General features: G+C 70.2%; 14 protein-coding genes. 8 read left to right on the top strand and 6 right to left on the bottom strand.

What is annotated here, in order from left to right; all coding sequences use genetic code 11:
* The 3 genes from BLV39_RS02435 to BLV39_RS02425 are packed head-to-tail and all read right to left on the bottom strand — an operon-like array spanning window position 1 to window position 2,874.
* Complete coding sequence (locus tag BLV39_RS02435; RefSeq protein ID WP_090786590.1) at window positions 1-1,176, bottom strand: coiled-coil domain-containing protein; 1,176 nt, start codon at window positions 1,174-1,176, stop codon at window positions 1-3.
* A 34-nt stretch (window positions 1,177-1,210) separates the two neighbouring features.
* Entirely contained in the window at window positions 1,211-2,209 is a 999-nt protein-coding gene (locus BLV39_RS02430) for an S-adenosylmethionine:tRNA ribosyltransferase-isomerase (RefSeq protein ID WP_090791055.1), read from the bottom strand.
* Complete coding sequence (locus BLV39_RS02425) at window positions 2,206-2,874, bottom strand: SDR family oxidoreductase (RefSeq protein WP_090786588.1); 669 nt, start codon at window positions 2,872-2,874, stop codon at window positions 2,206-2,208. The genes BLV39_RS02430 and BLV39_RS02425 overlap by 4 nt, the downstream gene beginning before the upstream one ends.
* 124 nt (window positions 2,875-2,998) lie before the next feature.
* Between BLV39_RS02425 and BLV39_RS02420 the strand changes: the two genes are divergently transcribed.
* The 4 genes from BLV39_RS02420 (at window position 2,999) to BLV39_RS02405 (ending at window position 5,904) form a co-directional block, all read left to right on the top strand.
* Complete coding sequence (locus BLV39_RS02420) at window positions 2,999-4,111, top strand: GAF domain-containing sensor histidine kinase (protein WP_239084064.1); 1,113 nt, start codon at window positions 2,999-3,001, stop codon at window positions 4,109-4,111.
* Entirely contained in the window at window positions 4,104-4,730 is a 627-nt protein-coding gene (locus BLV39_RS02415; RefSeq protein ID WP_090786585.1) for a response regulator, read from the top strand. Before BLV39_RS02420 ends, BLV39_RS02415 begins: the two co-directional genes overlap by 8 nt.
* Window positions 4,731-4,815: 85 nt before the next feature.
* Window positions 4,816-5,310: a hypothetical protein gene (locus BLV39_RS02410; RefSeq protein ID WP_143049614.1), complete on the top strand. Its 495-nt coding sequence runs from the start codon at window positions 4,816-4,818 to the stop codon at window positions 5,308-5,310.
* Between the two features lie 69 nt (window positions 5,311-5,379).
* Entirely contained in the window at window positions 5,380-5,904 is a 525-nt protein-coding gene (locus tag BLV39_RS02405; RefSeq protein ID WP_204083007.1) for a hypothetical protein, read from the top strand.
* A gap of 44 nt (window positions 5,905-5,948) precedes the next feature.
* On the opposite strand, the gene BLV39_RS02400 is transcribed toward BLV39_RS02405, so the two are convergent.
* Window positions 5,949-7,874 carry a DVUA0089 family protein gene (locus tag BLV39_RS02400; protein ID WP_176984737.1) on the bottom strand — a complete coding sequence of 642 codons (1,926 nt, stop codon included), beginning with the start codon at window positions 7,872-7,874 and terminating at the stop codon, window positions 5,949-5,951.
* Between the two features lie 537 nt (window positions 7,875-8,411).
* On the opposite strand from BLV39_RS02400, the gene BLV39_RS02395 reads away from it, so the two are divergent.
* From BLV39_RS02395 to BLV39_RS02385, 3 genes are read left to right on the top strand one after another with little or no spacing between them, the layout of a single operon-like run.
* The gene (locus tag BLV39_RS02395) at window positions 8,412-10,256 is read left to right on the top strand and encodes an SCO2524 family protein (protein WP_090786577.1); all 1,845 of its coding nucleotides are present in this window, start codon (window positions 8,412-8,414) and stop codon (window positions 10,254-10,256) included.
* Between the two features lie 4 nt (window positions 10,257-10,260).
* Window positions 10,261-11,178, top strand: a complete 918-nt coding sequence (locus BLV39_RS02390) for an SCO2523 family variant P-loop protein (RefSeq protein WP_090786575.1) — start codon at window positions 10,261-10,263, stop codon at window positions 11,176-11,178.
* Window positions 11,175-12,125, top strand: coding sequence for an SCO2522 family protein (locus BLV39_RS02385; RefSeq protein ID WP_090786573.1), 951 nt, complete (start codon window positions 11,175-11,177; stop codon window positions 12,123-12,125). The genes BLV39_RS02390 and BLV39_RS02385 overlap by 4 nt, the downstream gene beginning before the upstream one ends.
* Window positions 12,126-12,128: 3 nt before the next feature.
* Here the strand turns inward: BLV39_RS02385 and BLV39_RS02380 are convergent, their stop codons facing one another.
* Window positions 12,129-16,466 carry a HEAT repeat domain-containing protein gene (locus BLV39_RS02380; RefSeq protein WP_176984736.1) on the bottom strand — a complete coding sequence of 1,446 codons (4,338 nt, stop codon included), beginning with the start codon at window positions 16,464-16,466 and terminating at the stop codon, window positions 12,129-12,131.
* Window positions 16,467-16,650: 184 nt separating this feature from the next.
* On the opposite strand from BLV39_RS02380, the gene BLV39_RS02375 reads away from it, so the two are divergent.
* Window positions 16,651-17,583: an SCO2521 family protein gene (locus BLV39_RS02375; protein WP_143049613.1), complete on the top strand. Its 933-nt coding sequence runs from the start codon at window positions 16,651-16,653 to the stop codon at window positions 17,581-17,583.
* Window positions 17,584-17,629: 46 nt separating this feature from the next.
* Here the strand turns inward: BLV39_RS02375 and BLV39_RS02370 are convergent, their stop codons facing one another.
* Window positions 17,630-17,860, bottom strand: a complete 231-nt coding sequence (locus BLV39_RS02370) for a hypothetical protein (protein ID WP_089249717.1) — start codon at window positions 17,858-17,860, stop codon at window positions 17,630-17,632.
* Window positions 17,861-17,866: the final 6 nt, after the last annotated feature.

Below are 17,866 nucleotides of genomic sequence, written 5' to 3'. Positions count from 1 at the left end.
TCACCCGTCGACGTGCTGCCGCGGCTCGAAGAGCGAACGCGACTCCTCGACCGGCGCCTCGACACGGGGCTCCGGCTCGGGCTGGGGCTGGGGCTCCGGTGCCGCGCCGTTCTCTTCGGGCGCGTGAACCGGAGCCGGAGCCGGAGCCAGGGCTAGCTGCTCCTGGTCGCGGCCGATCGCGACCATCTTGAACTCGCCCGTCTGCTCACTGATCGCGGCCGCGGCCATGACCGCCGCGGCGGCCCGATCCGCCATCCGCTTGGCCTCGCGCTGCATGCGAACCCGGGCATCCAGCGTCTGCTGCTCGACCTGCTCGGCGCCCCGCCGAGCGGCCTCGAGCCGGGACAGCTCCGCGCTCAGTTCCTGGCGGGTGCCCTGGAGCCGGTGCGTCACCTGGGCCAGGTCGTTCTCGACCGCGGCGCCGTCGTGGCGGAGTTGGCCGAGCTGCTGCTGGGCCTGTTCCTGCGCGTTGCGGAGCTGGGCGAGCGCCTGCTGGCGCGCCTCGATCTCCTTCTGCACCATCGTGAGCTGCTGGTGGTAAGCCTGTAGCTGCTGCTCGGCCTCGGCCGCGCGGGCCTCGTCGACCTCCTGCGCCGCCGCCCGGTGCTCGTTGACCTCGCGCTCGACGTCGCCGCGCCAGCGGGTCAGTTCCTGCTGCGTCTGCTCGTGTGCCGACTCGATGCGCGCTCGGGCCTCGCCCTCGGCGTGCTCGATCGCCGCCTCGCTGGCCTCGTGGAGGCGCTTGGCCTCCTGCTCGGCTGCCTCGCGCGCTTCCTGCCCCAAGGTCCGCAGGCGCTCGGCCTCCTGGTGCGCCGCCTCGACCACCTGTTCGGCGGCCGCCTGGATCTCGGCGGCGTGCTGGCCCGCCGCCTCGACGATGGCCTGGCCCTGCTTCTCCGACAGGGCCAGGATCTCGTCGACCATCGAACCCAGGTGGCGGAACGACGCCCGGTCGAGTCGTGGCGGCCGGTCCCGCAGCTCGGTCAGCTCGCCGTGCATCTGCTCGAGGTTCGAGTTCAGGCCCCGGATGTGGTTGTGCGCCTGCTCGCGCTCGGCGCTGAGCTTGGAGATCCGCTCGGCGGCGTCAGCGACGTGCCGGTCGACCTGTTTCTTCTCGTAGCCGCGCATCGACGTGTCGAACGTCGGCGTGTCATATACCTGCTGACCTTGGGACATCCGTCATCCTCCACCGCGCGCTCGATCGGCGGGACTATACCGCTGCGGAAGCCCGCTCCGACAGCAGCAAGTTGACGTCACCGAACTCGTGCCAGCGGTAACCGGCCGCGAGGGCCTCCCGATAGGACCGGGCGACCAGGTCCGGACCCGCCACCGCGGCAAGCAGATCGAGGTGCGAGGCGCGCGGTTCGTGGAACCCCGTCAGCAAGCCGTCCACGACCCGCACGCCCCGCTCCGGTGTCACCACCAGGTCGGTCCAACCCGAGCCGGCCGCGCCTCCGGTGGTCTCCAGCGCCCGGACCACGGTCGTGCCGACCGCGATCACCCGCCGGGCGCCCGCGAGCACCCGCGCGGTGGTGGCGGGGACCGAGAACCATTCCGGGTACGGCCGTTCGTGCGCCTCCGCCGACGCCACCCCCGTGTGCAGCACGATCGGCACCACCTGCACGCCGGCGGCGACCAGCCGCGTGACCACCCGGTCGGTGAACGGCCGGCCGGCGCTGGGCATCTCGGCGCTGCCGGGCTGGGTGGCGAACACCGTCTGATAAGCCGACAACGGCCAGGCCTTCGGCACATAGTCGTACCGGATGGGCGAACCGTGTGAACGCAGATAAGCGTGGACATCGCCGAACGACAAGGACGCGACCCAGAGCCGACCGCGGGAGTACGGCGAGAGCAGCGTCACCGATCCTCCGCCGCGCAGGTCCAGCCGTTGCCCGGCGGCGGCGGTCGAGGCCAACGGGCCGCGCGGCTCGACCAACCACGTGCCGTCCGGGTTGGCCGTGGAGAAATGCACGGCAGGTCCGCCGAGGGTGGGCACCGCGGCCGGCACCGTCGCCGACGTGTTGACCACCAACACGTCGCCCGGGCACAGCACGTCGGGCAGCTCCCGGAAGATCCGGTGCGATTGGGCGTACGGGGTCGAGACGAGCATCCGTACCCCGTCGCGTGGCACACCGCGGGCCTCCGGCGGCTCGTGGGCCGACAGCTCGTCCGGCAGCACGAAGTCGATCGGCGACCCGGTCGCGGTCACCACTGCGCGACCCGGACCCGGCCCGACTCCGGCCGCGCGGCCAACAGGCGGAGGAACGAGGGCACGACCGACTCCGGCTCCGGACGGTCGCTGATGTCCTCGCCGGGGAAGGCCTCCTGATGCATCCGGGTACGCAGGTCGCCCGGGTCGGCCCACCACACCCGCACGTCCGGTTCTTCGGCCGCCAGGATCCGGCTCGCCTGCTCCAGCGCCGCCTTCGCCGAGCCGTAGCCGCCCCAGCCGGCGTACGCCTCGATGGCCGCGTCCGAGGTCACGTTGAGCACGGCCCCGCCGCGCTTGCGCAGTCCTGGCAGGGTGAGCTGGGTGAGCGCCAGCGGCGCGTGCACGTTGATCTCGTACACCTCGCGCCACGCCTCGATCGGATAGTCGGCGATCCGCGGCTGCGGCGAGGGCCCCAGAATCCCGGCGTTGTTGACCAGCAGATCGGCGCCGCCGAGGCGGTCGGCCGCCTCGACCAGCGCGACCAGGTGCTCGGGGTCGGCGACCGAACCGACGACGGGGGTGACCCCACGCCCGAAACCGACGGCAGCCAGGGCCGCACCGTCGCGGCCGTCGACGACGACGTTCCAGCCGGCGCGAGCCAGGCCGCCGGTGAGTGCGCGCCCAAGGCCTCGGGACGCGCCGGTGATGATCGCTGTTGTCATGCCTATGACGCTAGGAACGATGCCGACCGATGCCATCGGACCAGGGACGACCCTGTCCCGGGACCTTGGTCCTAGGACCATCGGACCGGATCACCGGCGGTCCGGCACGCGCTACGGTGCGAGGGTGGACGCGCGCGAAGAACTGCGAGCGCTGAGCGCCGCCGTACTCGCCGTGACCGCGCGCCAGTCGGTGCGCGAGGTGCTTCAGACCATCGTGTCCGCCGCGCGCCGGCTGCTGGACGCCCGGTACGCGGCCCTCGGCGTGCCCGACGAGGACACGGGCGCCTTCGCGGAGTTCGTGGTCGACGGGATCAGCGACGCGCAATGGAACGCGATCGGCCCGCTGCCGCGCCAACACGGCCTGCTGGCGGTCCTGCTGCGCGACCCGGCGCCGCTGCGGCTGGCCGACATCCGGTCGCACCCCCGCTTCGAGTACTGGCCGAAGCACCACCCCGAGCTGCGCGACTTCCTCGGCATGCCGATCGTGCACGGCGAGGAGATCCTCGGTGCGCTCTACCTGGCCAACAAGCGTGGCGGTGAGTTCGACCGCGACGACGAGGACCTGCTCCGGATCCTGGCCGGTCACGCCGCGATCGCCCTCGTCAATGCCAGGTTGTACGAGCGCAGCCGGGAGCTGTCGGTCCTCGAGGAACGCGACCGGATCGCCCGCGAGCTGCACGACTCGGTGGCACAGAAGCTGTTCGGACTGCGGCTGACCGCGGACGCCGCCGCGGCCCTCGTCACCCGCGACCCGGAGCGGGCGGCCGCCCAGATCGCCACCGTCCGCGCGCTCGCCGGGGAGGCCGCCGACGAGCTCCGAGCGATCGTGGTCGGCATGCGCCCGGCCGACCTGGAGCACGAGGGGCTGGACGCCGCGCTGGGCAAGCAGGCGCGGCTGCTCGACCGGGTACACGCGGCCCGCGTCCGGCTGCGCGCCGACCCAGTGCCGCGGTTGGCGCCGGAATGCGAGGACGCCGCGTACCGGGTCGCCCAGGAGGCACTGCACAACGCGTTGCGGCACGCGTCCGCGCGTACCGTCGAGATCCGGTTGTTCCTTGACGGCGCCGCACTGGTGGTCGAGGTCCGCGACGACGGGTCGGGCCTGCGCCCCACGGACCAGGCCTCACTGGGCCTGACCTCGATGCGAGACCGCGCCGGCGCGGTGGGCGGGCGCCTGACGGTCGAGTCGGAACCCGGCCAGGGCACGAGGGTGCGGCTGGAGGTGCCCGTTGGCTGAGCGGATCAGGGTGCTCGTGGTCGACGACCACGCGATGGTGCGCCAGGGCCTGCGCTCGTTCCTGGAGGTGCAGGACGACCTGGAGGTGGTCGGCGAGGCGGCCGACGGCGCCGAGGCGGTAGCGCGGGCGACCGAGCTGCTGCCGGACGTGGTGCTGCTCGATCTGCGGATGCCGGGCGTCGACGGGGTAGCCGCGCTGCGCGAGATGACCGCCCGGGGTCTGCCATGCCGGGTCCTGGTGATCACCAGCTTCACCGAGCCGGCCGCGGTGCTGCCGGCGGTCCGCGCGGGGGCGGCGGGCTACGTCTACAAGGACGTCGACCCACCGGCACTGGCGGCCGCGATCCGATCCGTCCACCTCGGACACATGCTGCTGCACCCGGAGGTGGCGCGGGTGCTGAGCGAGGGCGATACGGGCGCCGACCCGGCCCGACTCACCCCGCGCGAACGCCAGGTGCTCACCGAGATCGGCCGGGGACGATCGAACCGCGAGATCGCCCGGGCGCTAGGCCTGGCCGAGAAAACGGTAAAGGCACACGTCAGCGCGATCCTGGCCAAACTCGGCGTCCAGGACCGCACCCAGGCAGCCTTGTACGCGGTCCGCGCGGGCCTGGCCTGAAGCTCCACGTTCGGGTGACACGGTCGCCGGGGGTCGGGGTGTCTGCTCTCCTTACCTGAAGCCGCTCCCTCGGTGAGGAGGCTCCATGCGTCCAGATGGCGAAGAACCGACGACGATGGGTGAGCCGGCGGTTCCGCCGGAAGGTGCCAGCTTCGCGCTCAGCGAGGATGGGCAGGCCCTGACGATCAACTTCGACGATCTCTCGGCGACCGCGGGCGTCGGGGCGGCGGAGTCGCTGACGCGGGAGTTCTCGATCGCCCTCCCGGTCACCGGCGACACGATGCCCGCGGCCGTCGAGGTCGCGGTCAGTGGTTATGCCTTCGCGTTCGGCTCGCGGTCTCGCCGGCAGGAGGGCGAGGGCGACGTCGCCGCCAAGCTCACCGTCGCGGTCAACGAGCGGACCGTGCCCTTCTTCTACTACGCCAACTCCAGCGGCGAGTTCACCCATCCCGTGGCCGCACGGCTGCGCGGCGCCGCTGAGTTGCGCATCACGCTCCAACTGGAGCTCCGGCCGGACCCGGCGATCCCCGACTTCTCGGCGATGCTCTCCGTCGCCGCCATCAACGTGATGTTCCTCTGACAATCCCCGGCGGCTCAGGCTTGAACGAAGCGCCGGACGGCGGCGGGCCGCGCTGCTAGCGTCCGAATGATGGCGATCTCCGAGAGCCGCTACCAGGCCGACCGCTACCGCATCTCTGTCGAGGCGTCGTTCGAGGACTTCCGGCGGCGCTACGAGACGGCTGTGCCGGCGCTCGACTACGCCGCGCTCAACGCGCTCATCGCCCGTGGGGCGGACTGGTCGGAGGTCACCGCCCAGGTGGACGCCGCGGCGCCGTGGGGCTTCCTGCGCTACTGGTCAAGCGACGACGGCCCGCTCATGCGGCTGGCCCACGACCCTGGGGAATGCGTGGTCTACCTGATGGGCAACCACGTCCTCGCCGAACGGATGTACCGCTACGACCAGGCAGCGATGTTGTACGCGCCACTGCGCCCGATGATCGCCAGCCGGGCCGGCGAGACCCACTTCATCATCGAGCGTCCCGGCGCGACCTTCTCGTCGTTCGGTGCGGTCGGCGCCGACGACATCGCCGAGGTCGGCATCGAGCTCGACCACAAACTGGCCGCGCTCCTGGAGCACCTGGAGGCGCCCGTACCGCCGGCGTTGTCGCATTGAGCGACGGAGGGGGCCGGCGGAACCGGCCCCCTCCGCGCGGTGGATCAGCGGGTCAGAACCGTCGCTAGCCGGCCCTGGGTGTCCTCGGTGCCGGTGAAGCCTTCGCTCGGGTTGAACTCGTCCTCGCCGAAGTCAACATCGGGGTCGTCGGCGGTGCCGCCGATCCCGTCCGGGCCGACGCCGTAGAGCAGCGGGAAGTTGCCGCCCTGGTCCATCAGGTTGAGGGTGTCGTTGAACTGGTCGACGTGCCAGTTGCCGAAGAAGTGACCGGCCTCGTGGGACACCACGTTGCCGACCGCCTGGGAGATGAAGGCGCGCTTGTCGCTCGCCGGCGTGATGTAGAAGTTGAGCGACGCGTCGTCGTTGGCCGGGCCGCTCAGCACGTCGAGCAGGATGAGCGCCGACTCCTGCGTGTCGAAGTTGCCGGGGTCGATCGACTGGGCGATGCCGATCGTGTTGACCCCGGACTCGGCGATGGTGCCGCCGACGATCAGCCGGCTGACGTTGACCTCACCGAACGGGTCGGCGTCGTCACGGCTGTTGAGGATCTTGAGACGGAACTTGTCGTTCAGTCCGCTCGCGACGAGGTCCCGCTTGAGGTTCTCGGTCACCTCGGCGACGATCCCGTTGATCAGCGCGTTCTCGTCGGCGGTGGTCAGGCCCCAGCGGCCGAGGAAGGCGCGCAGCGGGCTGAGCGTGACGACACCAGGGCCGCCGAAGATCGCGGTGTTCAGGCGCTGGCCGTTGAAGTCGATGAAGATCGTCTGGGTGATCTTGTCGCCTTCCAGGTTGGGCCGGTACGCCTCGACGGTGATGTCGTAGTTGCCGCTGCCGTCGCTGACCGACACGTAGTGCAGGCCGTCCTCGTCGGCGACATGCTCGCTGACCGCGTTGCCGCCGCCGGGCAGCGGGCTGTTCGGCGGGTAGATGAAGGTGGCGTCCTGGTCGGAGCCGTGCACCTCGCGTCCGGCGGTGTCCCACACGGTGATCCGTGCGGCCGAGCCGGTGACCGAGGTGCCCAGCACGTCGCCCTTGCGCAACTGCACGGCGTAGAAGTCGACGTCGGCCGCGGCCACGTCGAGCAGCAGGTTGTACGCGCCCTCGCTGCCGGCGCCGTCGCCGCTGGCAGAGTCGAACGGGTCCGCCGGCAGGACGTTGTAACCGGTCACGGCGAGGTAGTAGTCGCCGGCCGCGGTGAACGTGAAGCGCAGGAGGCTGTCGAGGCCGCCCGAGTCGTCGTTGAACGCGATCTCCTCACCGGCGGCGTTGTAGAGCGCGAGCATCGGGTCGAGCAGGCCCACCGGGGTGTCCATGTCGGCGGTCATCGTCTCGCCGACCTGGGTGATCGAGAGCTTGTAGAAGTCGAAGTCGCCGGTGTCGCCGGCGGCCGAGCCGTGCGGGCCGTCGCCGATCGTGCCGCTCGTGGTGATCCCGTTGCGAGTGCCCTGGATGCCGGTGTCACGGGCCAGCGGGATCGCGCCGTCGTCCTCGGTGTTGGGGGTCAGGGCCGTGCGGGTGACCGTCTCGTTGTCGAGCGACCCGAGGATGCGGGCCCGCGGGTTCTGCTTGCCCTTGGTGCCGAAGCCGCTCACCGGCTGGGCGATGGCCGGCGAGTCGTTGCTGCCCTGGGTGCCGTCCGGCTCGTCCTCGTCGACCAGGACCGGCGACACGGCCACCGCCTTGCGCAGTGCCCGCTTCTGCTCGCGCGCGGCGCCCTGCTTCTCGGCGACCTGCTTCCACGCGGCATAGTCGATTGTCGTCGGATCGGGTACGAGTGCCAGATACGGATTGACGCCGGTCGGTGCCTTGCCGGCCGGCGCCTTGTCGGCGACCTGTCCGCCCGTGGCGAGCAAGGCGCGGTCCGCGCCACTCGGCCCCGAGTCGTTCTTCAGTTCGGCCGTCGCGATAGATGCTGGCAGCATCGCTGCTACCAGCGCCGTCCCGGCCAACAGCGCGATGGTTCGACGCATGAAGCCCTCCCCCTTGCGGCCAGGCCCCTGTGCCCGGCCCATCGATGGCTATCGAGACGCTATCCAGCCGTCCAAGGTCGTGAACAGATCGAAATCGATGTCAGTTGCATAGACGCGTCACGATAACCATTGAAACCGGGACATTTATCGTGATCAACTGATCAAACTGTCAGTCATCTGTCGGGAGGGTTGCCAAACCGTACGTTCGGCTACCCCGACGGGGCCGTCCGGCCGGTCTGCCCAATGTGGATCTTGGAGACCTGACCGGCCACAGTCGATGATCATGGAGGCCCCGTGCGGCAAGCGTTCTGGACCCATGACGCGTCACCGCGCCGATCCGTCAGCGTTTACGCAGGTGAAGACCGCCAGCTTGGAACAGAGGCCACGGGCCTTTCGGCGGCCTTGACCCGTGGTCCATCATTGAGTGAAGCGGACGAATGAGGTGCTGACGAGCCATCTCGTGGCGCGTCCACAGTGTTCGCCCAGGTTGCTAGCTAACGTCAGTGGAGTCAGGCGGCGGATGGTGGTGCGCGACAGATGAGGATGCAGCCTCGTCAACAGCTGCTGGAGATCTGGAACGCGACGGTGCGTTCGTCCTGGTCAGAACGGGAAAAGAAATGGAAGTTCGGCGGCCGCGACGCGCCCAACTCCATCGGTGACGCGGAGCAGTTGCTCTGCATCCTGACCCCGGCGACCAAGGTCGAGTCGTTCAAACTGGACCGTCCGGACGAGACAGCCGAAGACATGATCCGGGCGCTACGCCCGCTCGGCAACGCGACCGAGATTCCGAAGACGCTGATCGGGATCCTCCGGGAATACTTCGACCGCTACAGCGACCCCGACGGCACGCCGCTGTTCTCCGGCTCGTCCTACTTCAGCTCGACCGGCCCGGCGCAGCCCTCGAAAGAGCAGCTCAGGCTCGACATCGTGGACTCGTTCGCCATGTCGGTCACGCTGTCGCTGTCCGTACTCGGTTTCCTCAAGGTCCTTAGGTCGGTCGCCAACCGCGAAGAGAACCGCAAGGAGATCGAGTCGCTGGAGCAGCAGGCCAGCACCCGGCTGAGTGCCGCCATGGTCGGGCTGCTGCGCAGCTTCACGGTCAACGTCTTCGACGTCGACTCGGCATACGGCCAGGCGCTCACCACCATGATCAACCAGGAGAACCTGCCACAGCGCCAGGTGGTCAGCGCGGTCCGGCGGGACCTGCGGGAAACCATCGCCAGCTTCCGCGAGGTCCTGATCGGTTCCGGCCAGGTCGGCGACATCGACAGCCCGGACAGGCTGTTCGAGGTCGGCTGGTCCTGGGGCATCGTCAACGGCGCGCCGCCGATCGAGACCAACGAGCCGGTGGGCCAACAGCCCAAGGGCTTCGCACAGGACGCGCCGTACCTCTACTTCACGGTCATCGCCGTCGACGCGATTGAAGACCTCTTCTCCGAACGCACCCGGGTTCTCGGTCTGCTCAACGAGGAGCAGCAGCGACTTACCCGTGCGCTCCAGCTCCGGTGGGAGCTGACCCGTGCCTACTGGTCGACCATGGCGACGTTCGGGCAGGCCCAACGCTGGCCGGTCGAAGACATCCCGTGGCGCACCACTGACGAGGACGCGTCGGACTACTACACGCTCCTGGTCACCTCGCTCGCCGTCAAAGGCCTCGTCCAGGAGCGCGGCACCGACACCGAGCTCGGCCGGATCGGCACCGTGCTGGAGGAGCTGGCGAACCGCGCGCGGGTCACCCGCCGCCCGTTCGACACGGACCCCGCGCTGAGCCTGCACGCGCCGGGCGTACTCGTGCCGCTGGTCGGCAGTGAAGACGCCGGTGACGCCCGACTGCTGTGGACGGTCTCCGAGTTCGCCGCCCTGCTCTTCCAGCGCACGACGGTGATCGGCGGCCTGATCAACGACGCCGAGGCCCGCAGTCGGATGCTCGACCTGGCTGACCGCACCTGGGAGCACCTCAACAAGCGCCGGCTCGACAAGGGGCCGGGCCGCAACCTGTGGGACCAGCCGACCTCGGTGTTCGGCCAGCTCACCACCCGCTACGACAAGCCGTCCTGGTACTACACCCAGCGCGTCGTGCAGGGCCTGGTGACCACCGCCAACATGCTCAACCGGCCACCACTGCGCAGTCCGCGCCTCGGCAACTACGCGTTCGACCTGCTCACCGAGGCCGAGCACCTGTACGACATGGAACTGCTCTCGGGCGCCGGCGACGCCGGCCCGAGAATGCGCGAAACACTCAAGGTCGCGTCGATCCACCTGTCCCGGGCCCGCGAGATCTTGCCGGAGCGCCCAGGCACCGCCGCCGTCCTAGCGGCCCAGGTGCTCATCGCGCTGGACGAACTGGCCGCCGCGAGGCGTGACGTGACCGAGGCGGGCTAACCAAATGTTGATCTTCGCGACCTCCGACAAGGGCGGCACCGGTCGCTCCGTCACCAGCAGCAACATCCTCTATCGGAGTGCGTTGCAGGGCAGTGACGTCTGCTATCTCGACTTCGACTTCGGATCGCCGACGTCCGGAGCCATCTTCAACATTCCTACGACGCTGCACGGCACGACCCAGGGTGGTCTGCACTCCTACCTGCACGGCATGGTCGCCGACCCGCAGCGGTTGGAGATCTGGCAGGAGTCCGACCGGTCCAGCCTGCGCAGCCGTCCGCCGGGTGCGGGCCGGTTGGTGCTGCTGCCCGGCGACAGCGGCGGCGGCGAGTTCCCGATCACCAAGGAGAACACCGAGCGCTGCGCCCGGCTCTTCCTGCACCTGGAGGAGGAGTTCGACCTCTGCCTGGTCGACCTGAGCGCCGGCCGCTCCTACGCGACCGAGATGGTGCTCGCGGCGACCGCCAACGAGGCACTGCGCAACATCCGCACGCGGTGGCTGGTCTTCCACCGTTGGACCCGGCAGCACGTGCTCGCCGCGTCCGGCCTGGTCTACGGCGAGCGGGGCATCCTGCACACCGGCGAAAACCACGGGCACGACCGCGAGGAACTGGCCAACTCGTTGCGCTTCGTACGCACCGCGGTGGTCAACCCCGACTCGCCGGAGCTCGAGGGCCTGCGGCCCGCGCAGATCGCCTGGCTGCGCGACGTCGACCGGGATCTGTCCGAACTGGCCAGCAGCCGGAAGGTCGGCCGCACGCTGCTACTTGGCTCGATCCCGCTCGACCCTGTCCTGCAATGGCGTGAACAGCTTATTTCGGATAACGACGTGTGGTCGCGGCGCATCGCGAACCGTGAGACGCTGGAACAGTTCGACTCGTTGGCTAAAAAGATTGTCGACGATGCGGCCTGGGAGACGCTGTGACCGGAGTGGCATTCGAAGAGGCGGTCGCTCAGCGGAGCGTCGAACGCGTTCCGCTCTCGCACCTTTCCATCGAGCTGGGCCACCTCTACATGGAAGAGTTCGCCGGCGGCATCGACTCGATGCGCCGGCACTTTCGCCGGATCGCGCCGTGGGCACAGTCCGCCGCGCGCACCGTCGTGACCAAGCCGGGCGGCAACCGCCCGCGGGTCAGCACCTGCTTCCTCGTCGACGACTACTTCTCGCGGTTCAGCACGCCGCGTGAGGTGATCCCGATGCTGGTGGCCGCCGCCGAAGAGAGCGGCCTGGTGATCGACTACCTGGCGCGCGAGTCCGGCTGCGCGGTCGCCGACGAGGTGCCGCTGGCCAAGCTGGTCGAGCAGGCGCTGGTCACCGACCCGGTGCCGGGCAGCAACGGCATCCGGCCGCCGACCACCGAGACCGGCTGGCTGTGCAACGGCCAGCGCTCGCCGAACTCGATCGCGATACCGGCGATGGCCGACAAGGGCTGGCTGCCACCGATGCAGAACGCGGCCAACCGGCACTCGATCTTCGTCGACGTCGAGCTGTGGGACCTCGAGAACGGCTCGCGGCGCTGGTCGTGCCCGTTCCTCGCCGCGGTCTGGCAGCTCATCCGGCTCGGCCTGCTGCGCCACAACGGCGAGGTGGTCACGACGCCGTGGCAGGTCGAAGAGCTCCCCGACGACTGGGACAAGCTGCCTGCCGTCGTGCAGCTCAACCCGGGCGCGGCCGCGTTCAGCGCCTACCGCACGTTCTCCGTGTTGGGCTCGCGGTTCCTCCAGGTCGAGCTAGCGGTGCGCACGATCCTCAACCAGGTCTCGATCGACCCGACGGTGCTCGACCAGGTGTTCGCCCGCATGCGCGGCGAGAACATGGAGCTGCCGAAAGAGCTGGTCGACCGGATCGACTACGTCTTCATCGGGGAATAACTCCTAGTCTCCGATGTCGGGCAGGTGCTCGGGGTCGGCGCCGGGCAGCCAGCTCAGCGCCTGTCCGGCCAGCCGCCGGAAGTTGCGGTCGTCGTCGGTGCTGGCGAGTGTGACAAGCAGCCGCCGGATCTCGGTGTCGCCGCCGAACCGCTCGCACAGCGCCCGCACCGACGCCTCGCGGATCGACCAGTCGCCGTCGCGCACCATGTCGACCAGGATCTGGCGCACCTCCTCGTGCGCGTAGAGGCGTTCGCCCAGCACCCGCAGCGCTTCGCGGCGCACCCGTAGGTCGCTGTCCCGGCGGACGGCCTCGATCAGCAGCGCGCGGATCGCCGGGTCGCCGCCGAACGACTCACCGAGTGCCCGCAGGGCCGCGGCGCGCACGGTCTCGTCGTCGCCGGTCGCCCGCAGCGCGAGCAGGTCGCGGTGCTCGTCGTCGATGCCGGCGGCGACCAGGGCGACGGCGGCCTCGGTGACCACCAGTGCGTCCGGGTCGCGGCGGATCCGGTCGAGCAGGATCTCCCGCACCTCCGGCTCGGCGGCGTACGGCTGGAGCGCGTGCGCGGCCGCCTCGCGTACCCGAGGGTTGGCGTCCGACTGCACCCGAGCCGTGATCACGCTGCGGGTGCCGTCGTCGGCCACCTTGGCGGCCGCCGCGAAGACCTGGCCGTCGGGATCGTCCCGGGTGCGCTCCAGGAGCAGCGCGATCACCTCGGGGTCGGCGGCCGCATGCCGGGCCAGCGCCCGGACGGCGGCACCTCGGACCTCGGCGTGGGCGTCCTGCCGGGCCCGGTCGAGCAGCTCCCGCCGGACCTGGGTGTCGCCGCCGCAGCGCTCGGCCAGGGCCTCGACCGCCGTGCGTCGTACCGTCGCGTCGGGGTCTTCGCCGACCAGCCGCGACAGCACCGCGCAGACGGTCGCGTCGAGGCCGATCTTCTTCACCAGGGCCTCGGTCGCGGCCAGCCGGACCGCGGCGTCGGTGTCGGTGTGCGCGATCTTGGCCAGGGCCGTGGTCGCCGGCGCGAACCCGGGCAGCGCCGCGGTCAGCGCCCGGATGGCGACCAGCCGCACCTCGGCCGAGTGATCCCGCCGGGCGCACTCGACCAGCGCCGTGTGCACCTCGGTGTCGGCGCGGAAGTGCTCCCGGAGGATCTGCACAGCGGCCCGCCGGGCGATCTCGTCCGGGTCCCGGCCGGTGCGCTCGATCAACAGGCTCTTCACCGTCTCGGCCGCGTCGAAGCGCTCGACCAGCGTCTTGGCCGCGCTACTGAGCACGCCGGCGTCGCGGTCGTCGTGCAACAGCGCGGTCAGCAGGCTCTGAACGGGCTGACCAGAGCCGAGCCGATCGGCGAGTACGCGCACCGAAGCGCGGCGGACCACACCGTCCGGCTCGGCCCGGATCCGCTCGATCAGGACCTCGCGCAGGTGCTCGTAGCCCAGGCCCCAGTCGTTGAGCGCGCGGGCGGCGACGGCCACCACCTCTGCGTCGCGGTCGGTGCGCACCCGGTCGACCAGTGCCGAGCGGACCGTCTCGTCGTACGGCAGCCGCTCCATCATCTGCACGGCGGTGCGGCGCACACCCGCGTTGCCGTCGCGGCGGGTGCGGTCAAGTAGTAGGCGGCGGACCGCCGACTCGTCGCGGAACCGCTCACCGAGGGCACGCACGGCGGCCAACCGGACGGCGGCGTAGCCGTCGACGGTGGCCCGCTCCAGCAGCACGTCACGCACCCGGGCATCGGTGCCGAACCGCTCGCCGAGCGCCTCGACCGCGGCCAGTCGCACCCCGGCGTACGCGTCGTCGCGGGCCCGGCGGATCAGCTCCTCGCCGGCCCGGGTCAGGGCCAACTGGTAGGCGCCGCGGTTGGCCGCGGTGCTCGCCACCTGCGCGAGCTCGGCCAGCCCGGCGACCGCCGCGTACGACGCCCAGCGGTCGTCGATCGCGCTGAGCACCGTGCTGAACAGGTCTTCGATGTGCTCCGACGGTGGTGCCAGGATCGCGGCGAGCTGGGCGGCGTAGGCCGACACCGAGCTCCAGATCAGCCGCACGCCGCGGCGCCTGTACCAGTTGAGGTAGATCTGGCCGCCGGGCCAGGTGGCGCCGATCGTGCGGGCCGCGGGCAGGATCTCCGTCTCGATCAGCGCCATCGTGTCGCGGTCGTCGATCGAGACGCAGTGCTCGATCAGCAGGATGATCCGGCGCAGCAGGTCCTGCGCGGGGCCCGACACGGCGGTGTGCGGGTTGCGCACCTCGGCGAGGCATTGCGCGGCCAGCGCCAGGTTCCACGGCGGCTGGGCGAAGGCACCGGCCGGCCACGGATGGTTGACGTTCGTCGCCAGCAACGAGATCAACTGCGCGGTGTGTCGTTCGTGGAGGGCGCCGGCGACCAGCCTGAGCACCTCGCGCCAGGACGGGTCGGCCCAGTGCTCGACGAACAGGTCCTTGAGCCGGCTGAACGGCCACTGCTGGTCGTGCTTGAACTTGCCGACCACCGCCTCGGCACAGAAGAACTCGAGGAACGTGCGGTGCACGAAGCCGTAGAGGTGGGGACCGTAGCGGCTCAGGATGAAGTTCCGCTCGCGGAACTGGTTGATCATCGAGCGGGCGATGGCGCGCGCCTCGGCCGGGTCCTTCTGGTAGCGCTCGGCCAGGTATTCCTCGAAGACCTCGCTCAGGTCCTCGGCGCTGACGTAGTTGGCCGCCAGACCGCGCTCGCCGCTCTGCACCTTGTACGCCAGCCGGCGCAGCAGCTCCTTCTTGTCCTCGGCGTCGATGAAGCCCGGGCTCTCGTATTGATCCTGGAGGTGGCGGTTGATGTCCCAGTGCTCGACCAGCACGGAGGCCGCGTGGTCGAACAGCTTCCACCGCTCGCGGGGCAGCGCCTGGTGCTTGCCGATGATCGCCAGAATGGTCAGCAGCATCGGGTTGCCGGCCAGCTCACGGATCGACGGCGAGTGCCGCATCGCCGCCAGGAGCCGGGCCCGGCGGGCCGCCGAGTCGCCGGGGCGGTCGTTCATCGCGAGGTCGTACCAGCTCGCCAGGAACTCGGTGATCTGGTTGTCGTCGAGGTCCTGCAGGGTGAAGTGCGCGAAGCCGAGCTCGCTGAGCACCCGCCGGGCGTACCCGATGATGCGGGACGTGACGATCACCCGCACGTGCGGGAACTCGCCGGCGAAGGCGGCGATCTGGTTGGCCACCGCCTCCCGGCGCCGCTTGTCGAAGATCTCGTCGAGGCCGTCGAAGATGACCACGGCCGGGCCGCCGCCGGTCACGTAGCGCAGCAACGCCGCCCGCTCCAGGCCGAGACCGTCGAGGCCGGCGCGGTGGTCGAGATAGTCGACGAAGTTGCTGCACTTGCCTTCGGCGTAGAGCGCGACGTAGGAGCGCAGCTCGATGAACAGCGGCAGGTGCCCGTCGAGCGGGCCGAGCCGGTCGTCGACGGGGGTGCCGTTCTGCGACAGCGCGAGCGCGATGTAACGGGCGGCGGTCGACTTGCCCGACCCGGGATCGCCGAGCAGCACGATCGCCTGGTTGTCGGGCGCGGCGACGATGTCGAACAGCCTGCGCAACGGCTTGGCCCGGTAGGCCTTGTGCAGCAGCGCCAGCTCGTCGGGGTCGACCTCGTCGGGCACGTCCTCGGTCTCGAGGTGGCCCTCGTACTGCATCCGCTGCCACCACTCGCGGGGCAGCTCGACCGGCGGCGGGTCCTCGCGCACGGACTGCTCGATGAACACCGAGGTGAGCCGCATCTGCAGGTATTCGTCGCGCTGGGGTGGCGTCAGCGCGTCCAGGTCGAGGCCGCCGTACTGCTGGTGGAGGCGGTCGTAGTAGCGCTTGAGGGTCTCCGCGCTCAGCGACTGGAGGGGGCCGGTCGGTCGGCCGATGTCGGCCAGGCAGTTCGCGACCGCGGCGGTGACCAGCGCGGCCAGGTCGCCCGGCCCGGTGAACGTGCTGCACATGTGCCGGACCACGAGCTCGCTGCGCAGCGCCTCGATCTGCTCGGCCTCACCACCCCGGTCGATGTGCACCCGCGGCCACGGCGCTTCCTCGTCGAGGAGGAAAATCAGGCAGGGCTTGCCCATCGCCTCGGCCTGGCGGTATTCGAGCTCGGTGATCGACCGGTCGTAGCCGGGCGGGACGAAGCCGTAGCGCCAGGCGAAGATGCCGACATAAAGGTCGCACTCGGCGACGTCTTCGAGGCAGCGCTCGACCGGACGTCGATCTTCGGCCACATAGGACTCCATGGCCACGTCTTCGACCCGCAACCTGCGGAGCGCCAGCTTGACGGCCGAACGGCACTCTTCTAGATCACGGAACGTTGCTGAGACGTAGACCTTGGTCAACGCGGCTCCTCGATTACGCGAGCGACACGCGCCGTTACGGTACCAACATCTGGCAACCTTCGGGTTCCCTGGCATCGGGACTGATCAAAGTATCGTCTGGGTGGCATTCCGCGCGGCGCCCTTGCCTATCGGGTCGACCATGGGATGTGATTCAGCCGCTATCGTTCGGCGCACGGAGATGGACATGCTCACGTTTGGCGAGGTCCACACCGGACTTCTGCAGAATTCGACCTCGCTGCCCTGGGATGCCACGGCGGAGGTGCTCAACCTGCTGGTCGGCGAGCAGGTACGCCGCTCCGAGCGGCCGATGGCGTATGCCGTCTCACCGAACCTGTTGACCAGTGTGGACTGCCGGCTACCGGCGGCCTCCGGCAAGGTCATCCGCGGGGTCGGCACGGTGGTCTCCCGTGCCTCGATCACCGGTGGGCATGTGGCGCAGGGCTCCGGGCACGCGGTCGTGGTCAAGAGCACCGCCAACCGACGGCTCTCCTGGTCGCACTACCTGACCAGGCCGGGCACGATCGAGGCGATCGGCAAGGCCGTCGGTGGCGACATCGCCCGCGGCTTCGCGGGCGCCTCCCAGCCGATGGGCACCCTCGACCTGGGCGCGATCAGCGGGCGGACGCTCGACGCGGTGCAGCGCTCGACCCGGCTCGACCGGCACCCGCCGTTTCGCACGCAGCGCACGCACATGCGCTGGGTGGTGACACCCACCGACGAGCCCGGCGTGGAGGCGACCGGCACCTTCCGGGTCGCGACGCCGACGCTGCGGGTGCTCGAGCTCGTGGTGCCGCGCGAACACGTCGGCGCGATCGTCGACCTCTGCGAAGATCTCGCGCTGCACGACTGGCTGCTCACCACCCTGCTGGCGCTGATGGAGTCGAGCCTCACCGGGCCGGGCACCCGGGCGCAGCGGATCGCCCGGCTGCGCCCGGCGATCGACACCCTGCTGCACCTGTGGATGCCGGCGGCCCGGGTCGACGAGGCGGTGCAGCCGGTCTGGCAGTCACTGGAACGCCGGCCCGGCTTCACCCGCCAATGGGAAGCCTCGGTCAGCCGGATCCGCGACCAGATGACGCTCGGCACCCTCGCCCTGCTCGAATCGGCGACTGCCTGACCAGGGTCCGCCGCAGCCCGGTCACCACGCTGAGACAGACCCTTTGTTACTGCGGGGGGCGCGCCGAAAGTTCGCGCCATTCGAACGGCCCGACGAGAAGGGCGCGCACGCGGTCGTACGCGTCCTCCTCGCTCTCGAACTCGTAGAAGTGGGACACGCCGTCGGCGCCGCCCGCCCGCTGCTCGACGTGCCAGGTATCGGCGTCGATCCGCAGGTAGACGTCGCGCCGCGCGGCGCGACCCCACTTCCCGTTCCACCAGTGTTTTCGCTGCTCCATGGTGGG

This window comes from Asanoa ishikariensis, assembly GCF_900107455.1.
In the GTDB taxonomy this organism is placed as follows: Bacteria; Actinomycetota; Actinomycetes; order Mycobacteriales; family Micromonosporaceae; genus Asanoa; species Asanoa ishikariensis.
Note: the sequence above shows the minus strand (reverse complement) of the source record. Positions and strands in the feature narration are given on the sequence as shown.